Raw genomic sequence first — 20,684 nt, 5'->3', positions numbered from 1 at the left:
CTCGTTTCGCCGAGGGGATTTGTCATGGCACCAGAACCACCCCTGCTCACGATGTCCGGCATCACCAAGTCGTTCCCCGGCGTGCGCGCCCTCGACGGCGTGGACCTGGAGGTCCAGGCCGGCGAAGTCCACTGCCTGCTCGGGCAGAACGGCGCCGGCAAGTCCACGCTCATCAAGGTGCTCGCCGGCGCCCACCAGCCCGACGACGGCGAAATCACCTGGCGCGGCGCACCCGTCGCACTGAAGTCTCCGATCGCCGCCATGCGCCTCGGTGTCGCCACCATCTACCAGGAACTCGACCTGGTCGAGGGTCTCTCGGTCGCCGAGAACATCTTCCTCGGACACGAACCCACCACCGCCCGCTTCGTCGTCCGTACCCGCGAGGGCCGTACGGCGGCCGCCGCACTGCTGAAGCGACTCGGTCACCCCGAGATCGATCCCGCCCGCCCGGTCGGTGCGCTCTCCGCAGCCCAGCAGCAGATCGTCTCCATGGCCAGGGCCCTCTCCCACGAGGTGCGGCTCATCGTCATGGACGAGCCGTCAGCGGCCCTCGACCCCGACGAGGTCGACAACCTCTTCCGTATCGTCGCCGCACTCACCGCCGACGGTGTCGCCGTCGTCTACATCTCCCACCGGCTGGAGGAGATCCGCCGGATCGGCGACCGGGTGACCGTACTGAAGGACGGCCGGGCCGTCGCGGTCGGTCTGCCCGCGAAGTCCACCCCGACACGGGACATCGTCGCCCTGATGACCGGCCGCAATGTCGAGTACGTCTTCCCGCCGCGCCCCGACGCGACCACGGATGCCGGGGAGACCGCCCGCCGGGAGCCCGTACTCGCCGTCGAAGGGCTGTCCAGGGAGGGCGAGTTCGCCCCGTTCGACCTGGAGGTGCGGCCCGGCGAGATCGTCGGCCTCGCCGGCCTGGTCGGCTCCGGGCGCTCCGAGATCCTGGAGACGGTCTACGGGGCACGCAGGCCGAGCTCGGGCCGGGCCCTCGTCGACGGACGGCCGCTGCGCCCCGGCAGCGTCCGAGCCGCCGTCGCCGCAGGCATCGGGCTCGCCCCCGAGGAGCGCAAGGCGCAGGCGCTGCTGATGCTCGAATCCGTCACCCGCAACGTCTCCGTCTCCTCCATGTCCCGCTTCTCCAGGGTGGGTTGGCTCGACCGCGGGGCCGAGCGCCGAGCGGCCCGTGCCGCCACCCGCGAACTGTCGCTGCGGCCCGACAACCCGGACACCCCGGTCCGCACCCTCTCCGGCGGCAACCAGCAGAAGGCCGTCCTGGCCCGCTGGCTGCTGCGCGGCTGCCGGGTGCTGCTGCTCGACGAACCGACCCGCGGCGTCGACGTCGGCGCTCGCGCCGAGCTCTACGCCGTGATCCGCCGGCTGGCCGACGAAGGCCTCGCCGTTCTGCTGGTCTCCAGCGAAGTGCCCGAAGTACTGGGCCTCGCCGACCGGGTGCTGGTGCTCCGTGAGGGCCGCGTCGTGCATACGGCGGACGCCCGGGAGCTCGACGAGCACCGCGTACTCGATCTCGTGATGGAAGGGAGCCCGACGTCATGACACAGCCCGTCTCCTCGGCGCAGCACGGTGGGCCGGACAAGGCGGCCCCGCCGGCCTCCGCCACGCTGCCGCCCTCGAAGGGCGGTGGACTGCGCGCCTTCGGGGTGCGCATGGACGTGCGCAACCTGTCGCTGCTCGGCGTCCTCGCCGTACTGATCGCCGTCGGGGGGTTCACCGAACCCGACGCCTTCCTGGACACCGGGAATCTGCAGCTGATCCTGACCCAGTCGTCCGTCATCGGCGTCGTCACCGTCGGCATGACCTTCGTCATCACCAGTGGCGGCATCGACCTGTCGGTCGGTGCGATGGTCGCGCTCGCCTCGGTCTGGGCGACCACGCTCGCCACCCAGGAGTACGGCTTCGCGGGCATCCTCTTCACCGCGGTGCTCGTCGGTGTCGGTGCCGGATTCGTCAACGGGCTGCTGATCGCGTACGGGAGGATGGTGCCGTTCATCGCGACGCTGGCCATGCTCGCCTCGGCCCGCGGCCTCGCCCTGCAGATCACCGACGGCAAGACGCAGATCGTGACCGTCCAGTCGGTCCTCGACCTCGGCCTGCCGGACTCGTACGTCCTCGGCATACCGCCCCTGGTGCTGGCGTTCGCCGCGGTCACCGTCATCGGCTGGCTGGTGCTGAACCGGACGACCTTCGGACGCCGCACGGTGGCGGTCGGCGGCAACGCGGAAGCGGCCCGGCTCGCCGGGATCGACGTACGGCGCCAGCGGCTCTATCTGTATCTGCTCTCCGGGCTGTGCTGCGGTATCGCCGCCTTCATGCTGATCATCCTGTCCGGCTCGGGACAGAACACCAACGGCAACCTGTACGAGCTCGACGCCATCGCCGCCGCGATCATCGGCGGCACCCTGCTCAGCGGCGGACGCGGCACGATCGTCGGCTCCGTCCTCGGCGTCCTCGTCTTCACCACCATCACCAATATCTTCGCGCTCAACAATCTGCAGAGCGATGTCCAGCAGATCGCGAAGGGCGCGATCATCGTCGCCGCCGTCCTGGTCCAGCGCCGAACCTCGGCCCACGGGGAGACCTGACCCCCGGTCCTCCACCCCATATCCCCTCACCGCACCCCACCCCGTCCCACCCAACAGTTCCGCATGCCACCCACGTACCGGATGAAGGGTTCGACAGCCATGCCAGAAACCAGCCGCAGAGGCCTGCTCTTCGGCACCGCAGCCGTCTCCGCGGGCGCCCTCCTCACCGCCTGCACCAGCAACGAGCCCAAGAAGTCGGAGACCGCGCAGACCAATCAGCCGGCCGCCGACGACAAGCCCGGCAAGGCGGTCACCATCGGCTTCGCCGGCCCGCAGGCCGATCACGGGTGGCTCAACGCCATCAATGACAACGCCAAGTCGCGGGCGGAGAAGTACTCCGAGGTGACCCTGGAGATCACCGAGGGCTCCAACGACACCGCCACCCAGATCGGCCAGGTCAAGACCCTCATCAACAAGAAGGTCGATGTCCTCGTCATCCTCCCCGCCGACGGCAAGGCGCTCACCCAGGTCGGTCTGGAAGCGATGAAGGCGGGCATCCCCGTCATCAACCTGGACCGCATCTTCGCCTCACCGCAGGCCTACCGCTGCTGGGTCGGCGGCGACAACTACGGCATGGGCCTCAATGCCGGTACGTTCATCGGCGAGCAGCTCAAGGACAAGGCGGACGCCAAGGTCGTCGAGCTCGCGGGTATCGACAACCTGGAGCTCACCAAGCAGCGCAGCCAGGGATTTGCCGACGCCCTCAAGAACTACCCCAACGTCAAGCTGGTCGCGCGGCAGGCCGCCGAGTTCACCGTTGAGTCCGGCCAGGCGAAGATGGCCCAACTTCTGCAGGCGCAGAAGCAGTTCGACGCACTGTGGAACCACGACGACGACCAGGGTGTCGGTGCGCTGCGCGCCATCCAGCAGGCCGGCCGGGACGAGTTCCTGATGGTCGGCGGAGCCGGGGCGAAGTCCGCCATGGACGCCATCAAGGCCGACAACAGCGTCCTGAAGGCCACCGTCCTCTACCCGCCGACGATGGCGGCGTCCGCCATCGACCTGGCGCGTGCGCTCGGCCAGGGCAAGGGCATCGGCGGTCTCTCCGAACTGGAGATCCCGACCAGCCTCACCCTCTACTCCGCCGTCGTCACCAAGGACAACATCGACCAGTACCTGCCGACGGGCTTCAGCTGATCCGCCGTCCGGGAGGGTGCTGACCCTCCTGCAGCCCCCACCGAAGCACCGATGAGGAGGAAGCCCGTATGGCCCGTAGGGAAGAGACGGAGCAGGAGGCCGCTGCGCCGCCGACGAGGAAGCCGGAGCGACCGCTCGGGATCGGCATGGTCGGATACGCGTTCATGGGCGCCGCCCACTCCCAGGGGTGGCGCACCGTGGGACACGTTTTCGACCTGCCGATGCGGCCGGCTCTCGCCGCGATCTGCGGACGCGACCGTGCGGCGGTCACCGCCGCCGCCGAGCGTCACGGCTGGGCGGCGGCGGAGACCGACTGGCGCGCCCTGATCGCCCGGGACGACGTCCAGCTCGTCGACATCTGCACTCCCGGCGACAGCCATGCGGAAATCGCCATCGCCGCCCTGGAGGCCGGCAAGCACGTGCTGTGCGAGAAGCCGCTCGCCAACACGGTTGCCGAGGCGGAGGCCATGACCGAGGCCGCGGAACGGGCCAGGGCCCGTGGCCAGGTGGCGATGGTCGGCTTCAACTACCGCAAGGCGCCGGCGATCGCCTACGCACGGAAGATGATCAGCGACGGCAGGCTCGGCTCCCTGCGGCACGTACGGGCCACCTACCTCCAGGACTGGCTGGTCGATCCCGAGTCGCCGCTCACCTGGCGGCTGGACCGCGAGCGCGCCGGATCCGGTGCGCTGGGCGACCTCGGGGCCCACATCGTCGACCTCGCGCAGTATCTGGCGGGGGAGCTGCTGGTGGGGGTGTCCGCGATGTCCGAGACCTTCGTACGGGACAGGCCCCTGCTCGCAGGAGCGTCGGCGGGGCTCTCGGGCTCGGCCGACAGCGAGGCGCGGGGGGCGGTCACCGTCGACGACGCGGCTCTGTTCACCGGCAGGCTCGCTTCCGGAGCGCTGGCCTCGTTCGAGGCGACGCGTATGGCGGCGGGCCGCAAGAACGCGCTGCGGCTGGAGCTCAACGGGGAGCGCGGCTCGCTCGCCTTCGACCTGGAGCGACTGAACGAGCTGTCCTTCCACGACCACACCGAACCCGCCACCACCGCGGGGTTCCGCCGCATCCTCGTCACGGAGCCCGAGCATCCGTACCTGGAGGCGTGGTGGCCGCCGGGTCACGCCCTCGGCTACGAGCACACCTTCATCCACCAGGCCCGCGACCTCGTCCGGACGATCGCCGAAGGGGCGGACCCCGTGCCGTCGTTCGCCGACGGACTCCAGGTGCAGCGGGTGCTCGCGGCGGTGGAGGAGAGCGCCGAGAAGAACTCCGTACTCACCCCGGTACACACCCCGTAGGAGGTTCCGCGCATGCCCCGTCCCTTCACTCTCTTCACCGGCCAGTGGGCCGATCTGCCGCTGGAGGAGGTCTGCCGGCTGGCCCGCGACTTCGGCTACGACGGGCTCGAACTCGCCTGTTGGGGCGACCACTTCGAGGTCGACAAGGCCCTCGCCGACCCGGGCTACCTGCCGGGGCGGCACCAGCTGCTCGACAAGTACGGGCTGAAGTGCTGGGCGATCTCCAACCACCTTGTCGGCCAGGCGGTCTGCGACAACCCGATCGACGAGCGGCACCAGGGGATCCTGCCCGCCAGGATCTGGGGCGACGGCGAGCCCGAAGGGGTACGGCAGCGGGCCGCCGAGGAGATCAAGAACACCGCGCGCGCCGCCGCGGCCTTCGGGGTCGACACCGTCATCGGCTTCACCGGCTCGTCGATCTGGCACCTGGTGGCGATGTTCCCGCCGGTGCCGCCGCGGATGATCGAGCGGGGGTACGAGGACTTCGCCGAGCGCTGGAACCCGATCCTCGACGTGTTCGACGCGGAGGGCGTGCGGTTCGCCCACGAGGTGCACCCCAGCGAGATCGCGTACGACTACTGGACCACGCACCGTGCTCTGGAGGCCGTCGACCACCGTGCCGCGTTCGGGCTGAACTTCGACCCGAGCCACTTCGTCTGGCAGGACCTCGATCCGGTCGGCTTCCTCTACGACTTCCGGGACCGGATCTACCACGTGGACTGCAAGGAGGCCCGCAAGCGCCTCGACGGGCGCAACGGCCGCCTCGGCTCGCACCTGCCATGGGGTGATCCGCGGCGCGGCTGGGACTTCGTCTCCGGCGGGCACGGTGACGTGCCGTGGGAGGACGTGTTCCGCATGCTCCGGTCGATCCACTACGAGGGGCCGATCTCGGTGGAGTGGGAGGACGCGGGCATGGACCGGCTGGCGGGCGCGCCCGAAGCGCTTGCCACGCTGAAGCGGTACGACTTCGACCCGCCGGCGGCGTCGTTCGACGCGGCGTTCGGGGGCGGCGACTGACGGTGTTTCCGGGGGCTCGGCCCCCGGAACCCCGCTCCTCGATCGCCGGGGAAGCCTGATTCTCCGTCCGGGCGGCGCCTTGGGTGCTGCCCGGCACGACCAGGCCTGCCCGGCGTCCGAGGACCGGGGGCCCGGGGCACTGCCCCGGTTTCGGGAAGGACGGGCAGGGGGAACAGCCCCCGCCCGGCGTCACTCCGCGCACCCCCGGGGCGATTCCGCATGCCCTCACCGGCCTTTGTCCTGATGCAGGAAAAAGTTCAACTCAACTGCTGCGCAAAGGCTTTCCGTGCAGGACGAACGGGTCTACGGTCCATGGGGTGTACACGACATAACTCTCGTCACCGGGGCCCCATCAGGCCCTCATGTGACCTGCGCGGCAGTCCCCGCGCGGAACGGCTCGGCACTACCCGCCCGTACAACCGGCACTTTCCGGAGGACACTCGTGCACAGAAGCAGAAGCAGAAGCAAACGCAGGACCGGGCTCCGTAAGTCCCTCGCCCTGCTCACCGGCGGCCTCCTCACCGCCGCCACCCTCGCCCTCGGCGCCACCCCCGGCGCCTCCGCAGCGTCCGCGGCCTCGCCGGCCGCCACCGATGCCGCGGCGGCCGAGGACTTCCAGCAGGTCACCCTCGCCAAGGGTGCCGCCGAAACCGGCGAACCCATGTCGCTGGCGGTCCTCCCGGACCGCAGCGTCCTGCACACCTCGCGCAGCGGCGAGCTGCGGATTACCGACAGCGCCGGCAACACCAGGGTCTCCGGTGTCCTGCCCGTCTACTCGCACGACGAGGAAGGCCTCCAGGGCGTAGGCGTCGACCCCGACTTCGACACGAACCGGGCGATCTACCTCTACTACGCGCCCCCGCTGGACACCCCGTCCGGCGACGCCCCGGAGACAGGCACCGCCGCCGACTTCGCCAAGTTCGACGGCGTCAACCGGCTCTCCCGCTTCGTCCTCAAGGAGGACGGCACCCTCGACCTGAGCAGCGAGAAGAAGGTCCTCGACGTCAAGACGTCGCGCGGCATCTGCTGTCACGTCGGCGGCGACATCGACTTCGACGCGCAGGGCAACCTGTACCTGTCGACCGGCGACGACTCCAACCCCTTCGCCTCCGACGGTTACGCACCGATCGACGAGCGCCCGGACCGGAACCCAGCGTTCGACGCCCGGCGCTCCGCGGGCAACACCAACGACCTGCGCGGCAAGCTCCTCCGGATCAAGGTCGCGGAGGACGGCTCGTACACCATCCCCGAGGGCAACCTCTTCGCCCCGGGCACGGACAAGACGCGGCCCGAGATCTACGCGATGGGCTTCCGCAACCCGTTCCGCTTCAGCGTCGACAAGGCCACCGGTATCGCGTACGTCGGTGACTACGGTCCCGACGCGGGCGCGGCCGACCCGAAGCGCGGACCCGGCGGACAGGTCGAGTTCGCCCGGGTGACCAAGGCGGCCAACTTCGGCTGGCCGTTCTGCACCGGGAACAACGATCCCTTCGTCGACTACGACTTCGCGACGCAGACGTCCGGCGCGACCTTCGACTGCGCCGCACCGAAGAACACCTCGCCGCACAACACCGGCCTGGTCGACCTTCCCCCGGCGCAGCCCGCCTGGATCCCGTACGACGGCGGATCCGTGCCCGAGTTCGGCACCGGCTCCGAGTCGCCGATGGGCGGCCCCGTCTACCACTACGACCCGAACCTCGACTCGCCCGTGAAGTTCCCCGAGGCGTACGACGGGGACTTCTTCGCCGGTGAGTTCGGCCGGCAGTGGATCAAGCGGATCGAGCAGGACGGCGACGGCGCCGTTCAGTCCATCAACGACATCCCGTGGTCCGGGACCCAGGTGATGGACATGGCCTTCGGCCCGGACGGGGCGCTGTACGTCCTGGACTACGGCCTCTCCTGGTTCGGCGGCGACGAGCACTCCGCGCTCTACCGCATCGAGAACGCCACCGGCGGGCACTCGCCGATCGCCGAGGCCACTTCCAACAAGACGTCCGGTACCGCACCGCTGAAGGTGCAGTTCTCCTCCGCGGGCACCACGGACTCCGACAACGACTCGCTCACCTACGCCTGGGACTTCGGCGACGGCGGTACGTCGACCGCCGCGAACCCCACGTACACGTACAAGAAGAACGGCACCTACACCGCGACCGTCACCGCCAAGGACCCCACCGGCCGCACCGGTTCGGCAAGTGCCCATGTGACCGTCGGCAACACCGCACCCACGGTGAATCTGGAACTCCCGGGTGACGGGCAGCTGTTCACCTTCGGCGACGAGATCCCGTTCAAGGTGACCGTCACCGACCCGGAGGACGGCACGATCGACTGCTCGAAGGTCCAGGTCAGCTTCGTACTCGGCCATGACAACCATGGCCACCCGATCACCACGGAGCACGGCTGCTCCGGCACCGTCAAGACCGAGATGGACGGCGGGCACGACCCGAACGCCAACATCTTCGGAGTCATCGACGCCTCGTACACCGATGGCGGGGGCGGCGGCCAGGCCGCACTCTCCGGCCACGACCAGGCGCAGCTCCAGCCCCGCCACCGGCAGGCCGAGCACTTCACCTCGTCGTCTGGCATCCAGACGTTCGACAAGGCGAACGCAGAGGGCGGCAAGACGGTCGGCGACATCAACAACGACGACTGGATCGCCTTCAAGCCGTACATCCTCGGTGACTCCACCAAGCTCACCGCCCGGATCTCGTCCGGTGGCGCCGGTGGCTTCCTCGAGGTACGGACCGGCTCCGCGACCGGCAAGATCCTCGGCTCCGCCCCGGTGCCGGTGACCGGCAGCTGGGAGACCTTCCAGGACATCGACGTACCGCTGCGCGGCGTCCCGAAGCAGGCCACGGAACTCTTCCTGGTCTTCAAGGGCGGCGACGGTGCGCTCTACGACATCGACGACTTCGAGCTCTCCAACAGCGCCCCCGACCGGACCGCCAAGCGGGTCCTGGTCTTCTCGAAGACGGCCGGCTTCCGCCACGACGCGATTCCCGAGGGCATCGCCGCACTGAAGGAACTCGGCGCGAGCAGCAACATCACCGTCGACGCCACGGAGGAGGCAGGCCAGTTCACCACCAGCAACCTGGCCCGCTACGACGCCGTCGTCTTCCTCTCCACGACCGGTGACGTTCTCAACGCCGACCAGCAGAAGGCGTTCGAGAACTACATCGCCGGCGGTGGCGGCTACATGGGCGTGCACGCCGCCGCGGACACCGAGTACGACTGGGCGTTCTACGGCGGACTGGTCGGCTCGTACTTCGCCGGGCACCCCGCGATCCAGCCCGTCACCGTCCGCGTCGAGGACCACAAGAACCCGGCGACCGCCCACCTCGACGACGCCTGGGTCCGAACCGATGAGCTGTACAACTACCGCACCAACCCGCGCGACAAGGTGAAGGTCCTCGCCACGCTCGACGAGACGACCTACACCGGCGGCACCATGAAGGGCGATCACCCGATCACCTGGTGCCAGTCCTACGGGGGCGGCCGCTCCTTCTACACCGGCCTCGGCCACACCAAGGAGTCGTACGCCGAACCGGCCTTCCGCCAGCTCCTCCTCGGCGGTGTCCGGTACGCGGCCGGCCAGGTCAGTGCCGACTGCAAGCCGGACACCGGCTACCGGCCGATCTTCAACGGCAAGACGCTGGAAGGCTGGAAGCAGGCCGGCCCGGGGAAGTTCAACGTCGTCGACGGTGAACTCCGCTCCGAGGGCGGCCTGGGCCTCCTCACCTACCAGCCCAAGGAGCTCGGGTCCTACTCGCTGAAGCTCGACTGGAAGCTGGCGGGCGACGACAACTCCGGTGTCTTCGTCGGCTTCCCGGAGTCCGACGACCCCTGGTCCGCGGTGAACAACGGCTACGAGGTCCAGATCGACGCCACCGACGCCCCCGACCGCACCACGGGCGCCATCTACACCTTCAAGGCGGCGAACATCAAGGCCCGCGACCAGGTCCTGCGGCCGCCGGGCCAGTGGAACAGCTACGAGATCAAGGTCCAGGGTGAACGGCTCCAGGTCTTCCTCAACGGAGTCAAGATCAACGACTTCACCAACACCGATCCCGTACGCAGCCTGAAGGACGGCTACATCGGCCTGCAGAACCACGGGGCCGACGACCAGGTGTCCTTCCGCAACATCGAGTTGAAGGAGCTGCCCGCCGCATAGGCGGCAGCCACAGTCCGACGGCGGGCGGGGCGACGGCCCTACCCCGCCCGCCGTCACCACCACTTCCCTGCCCGCCACCGACCGAACAGCGCCGCGCTCTTCGCACTGCCCAGCCAGGATCCCAGCCAGGGAGGCAGCCCCGTGTCAGCACATGCCGTTCGTACCGGAGTCTGGTTCATCGGAGCACGCGGCTCCGTCGCCACCACCGCCACAGCGGGCTGCGCGGCCGTCGCGGCGGGGCTCCACCCGGCGGCGGGCATGGTCACCGAGACCGCGCCCTTCGCCGGCAGCGGGCTGCCGGCGCTGACCTCCCTGGTATTCGGCGGACACGACACCGTCGACTGCCCCCTGCCCAAGCGGGCCGAGGCCCTGGCCGCCGGGGGAGTGCTCCCGCACGGGCTGCCCTCGGCAGTACGGTCCGAACTCGCCGCGGCCGACGCGGAGATACGCCCCGGTGGGCCGCTGCCCGGCGACACCCGCACCGACGAAGAGCTCATCGCCGCATTCGCCGCCGACCTCACCGACTTCGGCCGCCGCAACGACCTGGCCCGCACCGTCGTGGTGAACGTCGCCTCGACCGAACCGCTCCCGGAACCCGGGCAGCACCGGCTGCCCGCCAGCTCGCTCTACGCCGCGGCGGCGCTCCGGGCCGGCTGCCCCTACGTCAACTTCACCCCCTCGACCGGGCTGCGCACCCCCGCGCTCCAGGACGCCGTCGCGGAATGCGGACTTCCTCACGCAGGCCGCGACGGCAAGACGGGCCAGACGCTGCTCCGCTCCGTACTCGCCCCGATGTTCGTGCAGCGCGCCCTGCCCGTACGGGCCTGGTCCGGCACGAATCTGCTGGGCGGCGGGGACGGGGCGGCGCTGGCCGACCCGGCCGCGGCGGCGGCGAAGAACGCGGGCAAGGAACGGGTTCTCGCCGACACCCTGGGCGCCGCTCCCGAGGGCGAGGTGCACATCGACGACGTGCCGGCCCTCGGCGACTGGAAGACGGCCTGGGACCACATCGCGTTCGACGGATTCCTCGGGGCGCGTATGGTCCTCCAGACGACATGGCAGGGGTGTGACTCGGCGCTGGCCGCCCCGCTGGTCCTGGACCTGGCGCGGCTGCTCGCCCGCGCCCATGAAGCGGGACTGGTGGGCCCACGGCCCGAACTCGGCTTCTACTTCAAGGACCCGGACGGCGGGCCCGCCGCACTCTCCGACCAGTATCTGCAGCTGCTGGCCTTCGCCGAAACGCTGCGGGGGCAGGAATGACGGCCGCGGTACGCGCCTGGGCCGAACTGCTGCGGGTATCGGCGCTGTTCACCGTCCCCGGTGATGCGCTGGCCGGGGCGGCGGCCATCGGCCGGCGCCCCAACGGGGGCACTGCACTGGCTGTCGGGGCCTCCCTCTGTCTCTACGAGGCGGGCATGGCCCTCAACGACTGGGCGGACCGCGACGAGGACGCCGTCGACCGCCCGCACCGCCCGATCCCCTCGGGCCAGATCACTCCCGGCGCGGCCCTGGCTGCAGCCGGTGCCCTGACGGCCGCAGGTCTGACGCTGGCCGCCCACGCGGGCCGTCCGGCCCTGACGGTGGCCACGGGCCTCGCGGCAACGGTCTGGGCGTACGACCTCCGCCTGAAGCACACCCAGGCCGGCCCGGCAGCGATGGCGGCGGCCCGCGCACTGGACCTCCTGCTGGGAGCGACGGCGACGGCGACGGCGACGGCGGGGGCGGGGGCAGGTACGGGTGCGACGAGCTCACGCACCGCAGCCCCGCCCGCTGCTGGCGCGGTCACTCCGTCCGCGACAGCCACGGGCTTCGTCGGGGCATCCGCCCCCTCCCGGTCCGTGGCGGGGAAGCGGCGAGGCGGCCCGGTCGCCCGGCTGCTCGGCCGGATCGGCCGTGCGGTGGCGACGGCGACCGCGGATCGCGAACCCCGCCGCGCGGAGCCGCCCCGGCACGTACAGGCCCCTGCCCGCCCGGTCGGCATCGCCCGCACCGAGGGCCCGACCGGCACGCCGGGCGCCGTACGCAGGGCCGGCACCGTCCATCCCGGGCGCACCGCCCTTCCCCGGGGCACCACCCGCACCCTGAGCCCCGTCGACTCCGCGGTTCGTGCTGCCGTGCCGGCCGCCGCCCTGCTCGGGGCGCACACCTACGCCGTCACCGCGGTCTCACGCCACGAGGCGCAGGGCGGTTCCACCGCCGTGCCCCTCGGCGCGCTCGCGGCGGTCGCCGCGCTGGGCGCCGTCACGGTGCGTGGGCAGCAGGGGCTCGGTGGCCTGCCCCGACTACCGGGAAGGGACGGGCCGGGGGACCACCACCGCCCCCGGGCCGGAACCTCCACGCCACCCGGCGTCCTCCTCACCGCACTCACCGCCACCTACTTCCGCACCGCCGCCGAGCCGCTCCTCCACGCCGCCCTCAATCCGTCAGCGCCCCTCACCCAACGCGCCGTCGGCAGCGGCATCCGGGCGATGATCCCGCTCCAGGCCGCGCTCGCCGCCCGCGCCGGAGCGGCCGCCACCGGGCTCGCCGTCATGGGGCTGGTTCCCCTCGCCCGGACCCTCGCCCGGAAGGTGAGCCTCACATGACGATCCGCCTCGGCTACGGCACCAACGGCCTCACCGACCTCCGCCTGGACGACGCCCTGGAACTCCTCGCGGACCTCGGCTACGACGGCGTCGGCCTCACCCTCGACCACATGCACCTCGACCCTCTCGCCCCGGACCTCGCCGCACGCACCCGGCACGTGGCGGCCGCGCTCGACCGGTCCGGGCTCGGCGTGACCATCGAGACGGGGGCCCGCTATGTCCTCGACCCACGCCGCAAACACGGACCGTCCCTCCTCGATCCGGACCCGGAGGCCCGCGCCGTCCGGACCCGGCTGCTGCTGCGCGCCGTCGACGTCGCCGCCGACCTCGGCGCCCACGCCGTGCACTGCTTCAGCGGCATCACCCCACCCGGCACCTGCCCTGAGACGGCCTGGCAGCGGCTGACGGACGCGCTCGCCCCCGTGCTCGACGCCGCGGCCCGCACCGGCGTCCCGCTCGCCATCGAGCCCGAACCCGGTCATCTCCTCGCCACCCTCTCGGACTTCCACCATCTCCGTGTCCTCAGCGGCGACCCCGAACCGCTCGGGCTCACCCTCGACATCGGTCACTGCCAGTGCCTGGAACCGGCCGCGCCCGCCGACTGCGTGCGGGCCGCCGCCCCCTGGCTGCGGCACGTGCAGATCGAGGACATGCGCCGGGGCGTCCACGAACACCTTCCGTTCGGCGACGGCGAGATCGACTTCCCACCCGTGCTCGAGGCGCTCGACGCCCTGGGCGACACCGGATACCACGGCCTCACCGTCGTCGAACTGCCCCGCCACTCCCACGCGGGGCCCGAACTGGCCAGGACGTCCGTCGAGTTCCTGCGGTCCCGGATCCCGTCGATGTCCTCGAAGGGAGCGACACCATGCCGATGACCCCGCCGGTGACCCGCGAACAACTTGACGCACAACTGGGCGGTGCCGCACGCGCCTGGCTCGACGAGGCCCTCGCCGAGGCCGCCCACACCGCCGTCCACGCGGACACCGCACCCGGCAGCCGTTACGCCGTACCCCCGTGGGAGCTCAGATTCGCCGCCGCGGGCCGGCACTGCGGACTCGAGCACGCCGACTCCGTGCGCGCCCTGCTGCTCCTCGAAGCCCGCGCCGGTCTGCCCGTCGCGACCAGGCTCTACGAACACGGCACCGCCGCCGAACGCCGCGCCGTCCTCCTCACCCTGCACCGGCTGGACCTCGGCCCCACCGCTCTCGCGCTCGTCGAGGACGCCCTGCGTACCAACGACACCCGGCTGGTCGCCGCCGCCGTCGGCCCGTACGCCGCCGCCCATCTCGACGCGCACCAATGGCGGCACGCCATCCTCAAGTGCCTCTTCACCGGTGTCCCCGTAGATGCCGTCGACGGACTGGCGCGGCGCGCGCGAGGCGACGCCGAACTCGCCCGCATGCTCGGCGACTTCGCGGCCGAGCGCACCGCTGCCGGCCGCACCGTCCCCGACGACCTGCGCCGGGTCCTCGCCCTCACGGCCCCCGCCCCCTTCCCCGAACCCTCGAACGAACTCGAGCAGGGGAGCGCCCAACCCCCCACGGAGGAGTCCTGATGCGCATCTTCGACCCGCACATCCATATGACCTCCCGCACCACGGACGACTACCAGGCGATGTACGACGCAGGTGTCCGTGCCCTCGTCGAACCCTCCTTCTGGCTCGGCCAGCCCCGGACCTCGCCCGCCAGCTTCATCGACTACTTCGACGCCCTGCTCGGCTGGGAACCCTTCCGTGCCGCCCAGTACGGCATCGCCCACCACTGCACGCTCGCCCTCAACCCCAAGGAGGCGAACGACCCCCGCTGCACTCCGGTGCTGGACGCCCTGCCGCGCTATCTCGTCAAGGACTCGGTCGTCGCCGTCGGCGAGATCGGCTACGACTCCATGACCCCCGCCGAGGACACCGCCCTCGCCGCCCAGCTCCAGCTCGCCGCCGACCACGGGCTCCCCGCCCTCGTCCACACCCCGCACCGCGACAAGCTCGCCGGTCTGCAGCGCACCATCGACGTCATCCGCGAGTCCCACCTCGCCCCGGAACGGGTCGTGCTCGATCACCTCAACGAGACGACCGTGAAGGACGCCGTTGACAGCGGCTGCTGGGCCGGCTTCTCCATCTACCCCGACACCAAGATGGACGAGGACCGCATGGTCGCGGTCCTGAGGACCTACGGCACCGAGAAGATCCTGGTCAACTCGGCCGCGGACTGGGGCAAGAGCGATCCCCTCAAGACCCGCGGGGTCGGCGACGCCATGCTCGCCGCCGGGTTCAGCGACGACGACGTCGACCAGGTGCTCTGGCGCAACCCCGTCGCCTTCTACGGCCAGAGCGGCCGACTCCGACTCGACCTCACCACCCCCGATCCGCTCCACGAGGGGAACTCCATCCTCCGCGGAGGGGAGTGATCCGATGCGCTTCCGCCACCCCGACGGATCCACCGTCCACCTCGCGTACTGCACCAACGTGCACCCCGCCGAGACGCTGGACGGTGTCCGCGCCCAGCTGCGCGACCACTGCGAGCCCGTCCGCAAGCGCCTCGGCCGCGACCGCCTCGGCATCGGCCTCTGGCTCGCCAAGGACGCCGCGAACACCCTGATCAACGACCCCGCCCAGCTGCGTTCCCTGCGCGGGGAACTCGACCGGCGCGGTCTGGAGGTCGTCACCCTCAACGGCTTCCCGTACGAGGGCTTCGGGGCCGAAGAGGTCAAGTACCGGGTGTACAAGCCGGACTGGGCGGACCCCGAACGGCTCGCCCACACCACCGATCTCGCCCGGCTGCTCGCCACCCTGCTCCCCGAGGACGTCACCGAAGGCACCGTCTCCACCCTCCCGATCGCCTGGCGCACCCCGTACGCCGAGGACCCCGAGGCCGCCCGCACCGCGCACACCGCCCTCGTCACCCTCGCCGAACGCCTCGACGCCCTGGCCGAGCTGACCGGCAAGTCCATCCGGATCGGCCTCGAACCCGAACCGGGCTGCACGATCGAGACCACCGCCGACGCGATCGCCCCGCTCACCGCCGTCGGACACCACCGCATCGGCATCTGCGTCGACACCTGCCACCTCGCCACCTCCTTCGAGGACCCCGGCACCGCCCTCGACGCGCTCGCCGCAGCGGGCATCCCCGTCGCCAAGACCCAGCTCTCCGCCGCGCTCCACGCCGAACACCCGCACCTGCCGGAGGTGCGCGCCGCACTCGCCGCCTTCGCCGAACCGCGCTTCCTCCACCAGACCCGCACGCTCACCACCCACGGACTGCGCGGCACCGACGACCTCGAGGAAGCCGTCAGCGGCCGGGCCCTGCCCGACGGCACCCCGTGGCGAGCCCACTTCCATGTGCCGCTGCACGCACCACCCGCCCCACCGCTCACCTCCACCCTCCCGGTGCTCGGGGCCGCGCTGACCCGCCTGGTCGGCGGTGCCCACCCGCTGACCCGTCACCTGGAGGTCGAGACGTACACCTGGCAGGCGCTCCCCGCCGAGCTGCGCCCCCGTACCCGCGCCCAGCTCGCCGACGGCATAGCCGCCGAACTCACCCTCGCCCGCGACCTCCTGGTCGACCTCGGCCTCAAGGAGCTCCCATGACCGCAGCCGAAACGGGTACGTCCCCGGACTCCACCCCCACCCCGCTTCTCGTCCTCGACGTCGTCGGGCTCACCCCCCGGCTCCTCGACCACATGCCGCACCTCAAGTCCCTCGGGCGGTCCGGCACCCACGCCCCCCTGGGCACGGTGCTGCCCGCCGTCACCTGCGCCGCCCAGTCCACCTTCCTCACCGGCACCACCCCCGCCGAGCACGGCATCGTCGCCAACGGCTGGTACTTCCGCGAGCTCGGCGACGTCCTGCTGTGGCGTCAGCACAACGGCCTGGTCGCCGGCGACAAGCTCTGGGACGCCGCCCGCCGTGTCCACCCCGGCTACACCGTCGCCAACATCTGCTGGTGGTACGCCATGGGCGCCGACACCGACATCACCGTCACCCCGCGCCCCGTCTACTACGCGGACGGGCGCAAGGAACCCGACTGCTACACCCGGCCGCCCGCCCTCCACGACGAACTCACCGAGAAGTTCGGCACGTTCCCCCTCTTCCACTTCTGGGGCCCCGGCGCCGACCTGGTCTCCTCGCAGTGGATCATCGACGCGACCCGGCACATCCTCGACACCCGCCGCCCCGACCTGGCCCTGTGCTACCTCCCGCACCTCGACTACGACCTCCAGCGCTACGGCCCCGACGACCCCCGCTCCTACCGCGCCGCCGCCGACCTCGACCGGGCCATGGCCCCGCTCCTGGACGACGCCCGCCGCGAGGGCCGCACCGTCGTGGCGCTCTCCGAATACGGCATCACCCGCGTCGACCGCCCGGTCGACATCAACCGGGCCCTGCGCCGCGCCGGACTGCTGGAGGTCCACACCCAGGACGGCATGGAGTACCTGGACCCGATGGCGTCCCGGGCCTTCGCCGTCGCCGACCACCAGCTCGCCCACGTCTACGTACGCCGCCCCGAGGACCTCGATGTCACCCGTGAAGCTCTCCAGGACGTCCAGGGCATCGAGCAGCTCCTCGACGACGAGGGCAAGAAGGCACACGGCCTCGACCACCCGCGCTCCGGCGAACTCGTCGCCGTCGCCGAGCCGGACGCCTGGTTCACGTACTACTACTGGCTCGACGACGCGCGCGCCCCCGACTTCGCGCAGCTCGTCGAGATCCACCGCAAACCCGGCTACGACCCGGTCGAACTCTTCCTGGACCCCCAGGACCCGTACGTACGGGTCAAGGCGGCCACCGCCGTGGCCCGCAAGAAGCTCGGCATGCGCTACCGCATGGCAGTCGTGCCCCTCGACCCCTCACCCATTCGAGGCAGCCACGGCCGCCTCCCCATGAGCGACGAAGAAGGTCCGCTCATCCTCTGCTCCACCCCCCACGCGTTCACCGGACCTGTCCGGGCCACCGAAGTGAAGTCCCTGCTCCTCACGCTTGCCGGCCTCGCATGAGTTCGGTCCGCGCACAGCGTTGCGAGCATCTTCGAGAAAGAGAGAGACCGTGACCGTGTACAACGACGAATCCGGAACGGACGGCGCCCTGCGCCGCAGCCTCGGCGTCAGTCGCCGCCGCTTTCTCAGCACCTGCACCGCCGCTGCGGCAACGGCGATCGCCGCGCCCGCCTTCGGCGCGTCGCCGGCCTTCGCCCAGCCCGCACCCCACCAGGGGCACGACGACCACGGCCACGGCCAGGATCTGGTCCCGGCGTCGAAGCGCGGAATCATCCTGTACACCGTGCGTGACGCCACGGGCCGGGATCCGCTCAGCACCGACCTTCCCTCGGGCTTCCGCGAGGTCTTCAAGGAGCTGGCCCGCTACGGCTACAAGCAGGTCGAGTTCGCCGGGTACGGCCAGCACGCCAATGCACCCGGCGGAAGCAACCTCGAAACGGTGGAGGGTGCGAAGCTGCTGCGCTCGTGGCTGGACGAATACGGTCTGCGCGCCCAGGGCAACCACGGCTTCATCCCGTCGTCCTGGCCGCTGAGCCAGAGCGACCTGGACCAGTTCAAGCGGACGCTCGAAATCGCGAACATCCTCGGCATGGACCACATGGGCACCGGTGGCGACCCCACCGGCAGCGCCTACCGTGCCGACTGGGACGTGGCCGCCGACAAGTGGAACGCCCTGGGGCAGATCGCTCATCGTGCGGGCATCAAGCTGTACACCCACAACCACGATGCGGCCTACGGCTTCCTGCTCGACGGCGGTCCGCTGGACGCACAGGGCCGGCCGACCCGCAGCTCCGGCATCCGCAAGCTCGAGTACTTCCTCACGGTCACCGACCCGAAGACCGTATGGCTGGAGATGGACATCTTCTGGGCGCACGTCGCCCAGTACAAGTTCCACACCTACACCGCGCACGACGGATCGCAGCAGGAGAACATCTTCGACCCCGCGGCACTGGTCCGCCGCAACAACAAGCGCTACCCGCTGTTCCACGCCAAGGACGGCGTCGTCAACACAACCAGCGGACAGGGCTACGACATGGTCCCCTTCGGTACCGGGGTCATCGACTACCGGACGTTCCTCAGCCGCGTCGGGCAGAAGAACTACCGCAACCCGATGGTCGAGCAGGACAACGCACCGAGCTCGACCGACCTCGCGCAGTCCCTGAAGCATGCGCGGATCGGCTACGACAACCTGGCGGCGCTGCGCAAGTAGGACCGAGACGGCACCGGACGGGCGGTCCGTGCCTCACCCCGGGCTCCTGACACCGGGGAGCAGCGCGAACGCCCGCCCGATGACGTCAGGGACCGTACGCTCCAAGGCTGTTACCAGGAGCGTACGGTCCCTGTCCGGCTTCCGGAACCGCGCGGGCGGCCGGGAATCTGTCGGTCGGTCTGGCGGATGGGGTGGACGTGGCGGGGGGCGTCGGTGATTGCGTGGGAGTCCGCGCCGGCCCGGGTGGCCGGCGCGGACTGGGTCAGGTGCGGTCCGGCGTCATGTCAGGAGATCTCCCGGCTGATCGGATGCGGGTTGGGTGCGATGTGTTTGGTGCTCGGCCGGCCCGGTGCGCGCAGGAACACCGCCAGTACCGCGGAGGCGAGTCCGATGCTGCCTGCCAGGGCGAAGGCCCCGCCGTAGCCCCAGGCGCCGACCACGAGCGCGCCGACACCGGAGCCGACCAGGCCGGAGATCAGCTTGGAGCTGTAGACCATTCCGTAGTTGGAGGCGTTGTTGTTCTCACCGAAGTAGTCCGCGGTCATCGCCGCGAACAGCGGGAAGATGGCGCCGCCACCGAAGCCGGAGACCATCGAGCAGAACAGGAAGAACGGCATCGACCCGATGTCGCCGGAGAAGAACACCCCGAACTGTGCGGATCCCAGGACGAGACAGACGATGATCAGTGTGTTGCGGCGTCCGTACCGGTCGGAGATCCAGCCGATGACTCCCCGGCCGGTCCCGTTCACGATCGCCTTGAGTGACATGGCCGTGGCCACGATGCCGCCGGCGAATCCCATTTCCTTGCCGAACGGCACCTGCATGGCGATACCGAAGATGTTGATGCCTGCCGTGCACAGCAGACAGAACCACATCATCCACAGCACCGGGGTCCGGGCCGCCTCGCGCGGGGTGTACTGCTTGACCGCCGGCGGGTTCTTGGCCAGCGACCGCACGATGCGCGGGTCGTCGGAGACCTTCAGCGGGTCGACGTGCGACGGCCACCAGTTCTTCGGCGGGTCCTTGAAGAACCAGCCGGCGACCGCGACGACCGCACAGCAGATGACCCCGACCGAGACCAGGACACCCTGGTAGTTGGACAGGTCCATGTACGAGGTGAAGAGGAACACGAACGGCACCGAGCCATAGGCGAAACCGCCGTTGACCATGCCGGTCTTGCCGCCCTTGCGTTCCGGGTACCACTTGCCGACCATGTTCACGCAGGTCGCGTAGACGAGTCCGGCGCCGATACCGCTGAACATGCCGAAGCCGAAGTAGGCGACGATGACATGCGGTGCGTACGCCAGTGAGAGATAGCCGAGCAGGGTGCCCAGCGCCCCGAGAAGCATCGCGCTCCTGGCCGGCAGCCGACCGCTCTCACGGAGCTGCCCCGCCGGGAAGGCGACGGCCGCCTGGAAGAAGATCCAGACACCCATCAGCCAGAAGATATGGCCGCTGGCCCACAAGTGGGCCTCGTGCAGCGTGTCCTCGGCGGACGTGAACGCGTACTCCGACGAGCTGATGCCCAGCATGCCCATCCAGGGGAAGAGCACCATCGTCCAGCGTGGGCGGCCCATGATGTCCCGGTCGGACTCACCCATCCGGTACACACGGCCGTTGCGGTCCGTCACCTCCCGATAGCGGGCATGTGATGGTATGTCAGTTGTC

General features: G+C 70.5%; 15 protein-coding genes. 14 read left to right on the top strand and 1 reads right to left on the bottom strand.

What is annotated here, in order from left to right; translation table 11 throughout:
* Positions 1-24 precede the first annotated feature (24 nt).
* The 14 genes from LRD69_RS00075 to LRD69_RS00010 all read left to right on the top strand — a co-directional run bounded on the left by LRD69_RS00075 (position 25) and on the right by LRD69_RS00010 (position 19,016).
* Entirely contained in the window at positions 25-1,560 is a 1,536-nt protein-coding gene (locus LRD69_RS00075) for a sugar ABC transporter ATP-binding protein (RefSeq protein WP_277324467.1), read from the top strand.
* The gene (locus LRD69_RS00070; RefSeq protein ID WP_277324466.1) at positions 1,557-2,606 is read left to right on the top strand and encodes an ABC transporter permease; all 1,050 of its coding nucleotides are present in this window, start codon (positions 1,557-1,559) and stop codon (positions 2,604-2,606) included. The genes LRD69_RS00075 and LRD69_RS00070 overlap by 4 nt, the downstream gene beginning before the upstream one ends.
* Before the next feature lie 99 nt (positions 2,607-2,705).
* A complete protein-coding gene (locus LRD69_RS00065; RefSeq protein WP_277324465.1) occupies positions 2,706-3,743 on the top strand; it encodes a substrate-binding domain-containing protein in 1,038 nt (345 codons plus the stop codon).
* Between the two features lie 68 nt (positions 3,744-3,811).
* The gene (locus LRD69_RS00060; RefSeq protein WP_277324464.1) at positions 3,812-5,044 is read left to right on the top strand and encodes a Gfo/Idh/MocA family oxidoreductase; all 1,233 of its coding nucleotides are present in this window, start codon (positions 3,812-3,814) and stop codon (positions 5,042-5,044) included.
* A 12-nt stretch (positions 5,045-5,056) separates the two neighbouring features.
* The gene (locus LRD69_RS00055; protein ID WP_277324463.1) at positions 5,057-6,061 is read left to right on the top strand and encodes a sugar phosphate isomerase/epimerase family protein; all 1,005 of its coding nucleotides are present in this window, start codon (positions 5,057-5,059) and stop codon (positions 6,059-6,061) included.
* A 442-nt stretch (positions 6,062-6,503) separates the two neighbouring features.
* A complete protein-coding gene (locus tag LRD69_RS00050; RefSeq protein ID WP_277324462.1) occupies positions 6,504-10,229 on the top strand; it encodes a ThuA domain-containing protein in 3,726 nt (1,241 codons plus the stop codon).
* 141 nt (positions 10,230-10,370) lie between these two features.
* Entirely contained in the window at positions 10,371-11,489 is a 1,119-nt protein-coding gene (locus LRD69_RS00045) for an inositol-3-phosphate synthase (RefSeq protein WP_277324461.1), read from the top strand.
* Positions 11,486-12,814, top strand: a complete 1,329-nt coding sequence (locus tag LRD69_RS00040; protein ID WP_277324460.1) for a UbiA family prenyltransferase — start codon at positions 11,486-11,488, stop codon at positions 12,812-12,814. The genes LRD69_RS00045 and LRD69_RS00040 overlap by 4 nt, the downstream gene beginning before the upstream one ends.
* Positions 12,811-13,692, top strand: a complete 882-nt coding sequence (locus LRD69_RS00035; RefSeq protein WP_277324459.1) for a sugar phosphate isomerase/epimerase family protein — start codon at positions 12,811-12,813, stop codon at positions 13,690-13,692. Before LRD69_RS00040 ends, LRD69_RS00035 begins: the two co-directional genes overlap by 4 nt.
* Positions 13,683-14,372 carry an EboA domain-containing protein gene (locus LRD69_RS00030; RefSeq protein ID WP_277324458.1) on the top strand — a complete coding sequence of 230 codons (690 nt, stop codon included), beginning with the start codon at positions 13,683-13,685 and terminating at the stop codon, positions 14,370-14,372. The genes LRD69_RS00035 and LRD69_RS00030 overlap by 10 nt, the downstream gene beginning before the upstream one ends.
* Entirely contained in the window at positions 14,372-15,220 is an 849-nt protein-coding gene (locus tag LRD69_RS00025) for a TatD family hydrolase (RefSeq protein ID WP_277324457.1), read from the top strand. The genes LRD69_RS00030 and LRD69_RS00025 overlap by 1 nt, the downstream gene beginning before the upstream one ends.
* A gap of 4 nt (positions 15,221-15,224) precedes the next feature.
* Positions 15,225-16,400: a metabolite traffic protein EboE gene (eboE, locus tag LRD69_RS00020; RefSeq protein WP_277324456.1), complete on the top strand. Its 1,176-nt coding sequence runs from the start codon at positions 15,225-15,227 to the stop codon at positions 16,398-16,400.
* Positions 16,397-17,806 (top strand): nucleotide pyrophosphatase/phosphodiesterase family protein, encoded by a 1,410-nt coding sequence (locus tag LRD69_RS00015; protein ID WP_277324455.1) that lies wholly within the window; start codon positions 16,397-16,399, stop codon positions 17,804-17,806. The genes eboE and LRD69_RS00015 overlap by 4 nt, the downstream gene beginning before the upstream one ends.
* Before the next feature lie 49 nt (positions 17,807-17,855).
* Positions 17,856-19,016 (top strand): sugar phosphate isomerase/epimerase family protein, encoded by a 1,161-nt coding sequence (locus LRD69_RS00010; protein ID WP_277324454.1) that lies wholly within the window; start codon positions 17,856-17,858, stop codon positions 19,014-19,016.
* A gap of 284 nt (positions 19,017-19,300) precedes the next feature.
* Here the strand turns inward: LRD69_RS00010 and LRD69_RS00005 are convergent, their stop codons facing one another.
* The gene (locus LRD69_RS00005) at positions 19,301-20,674 is read right to left on the bottom strand and encodes an OFA family MFS transporter (RefSeq protein WP_277329570.1); all 1,374 of its coding nucleotides are present in this window, start codon (positions 20,672-20,674) and stop codon (positions 19,301-19,303) included.
* Positions 20,675-20,684 lie beyond the last annotated feature (10 nt).

Source organism: Streptomyces sp. JH14 (assembly GCF_029428675.1).
In the GTDB taxonomy this organism is placed as follows: Bacteria; Actinomycetota; Actinomycetes; order Streptomycetales; family Streptomycetaceae; genus Streptomyces.
Note: the sequence above shows the minus strand (reverse complement) of the source record. Positions and strands in the feature narration are given on the sequence as shown.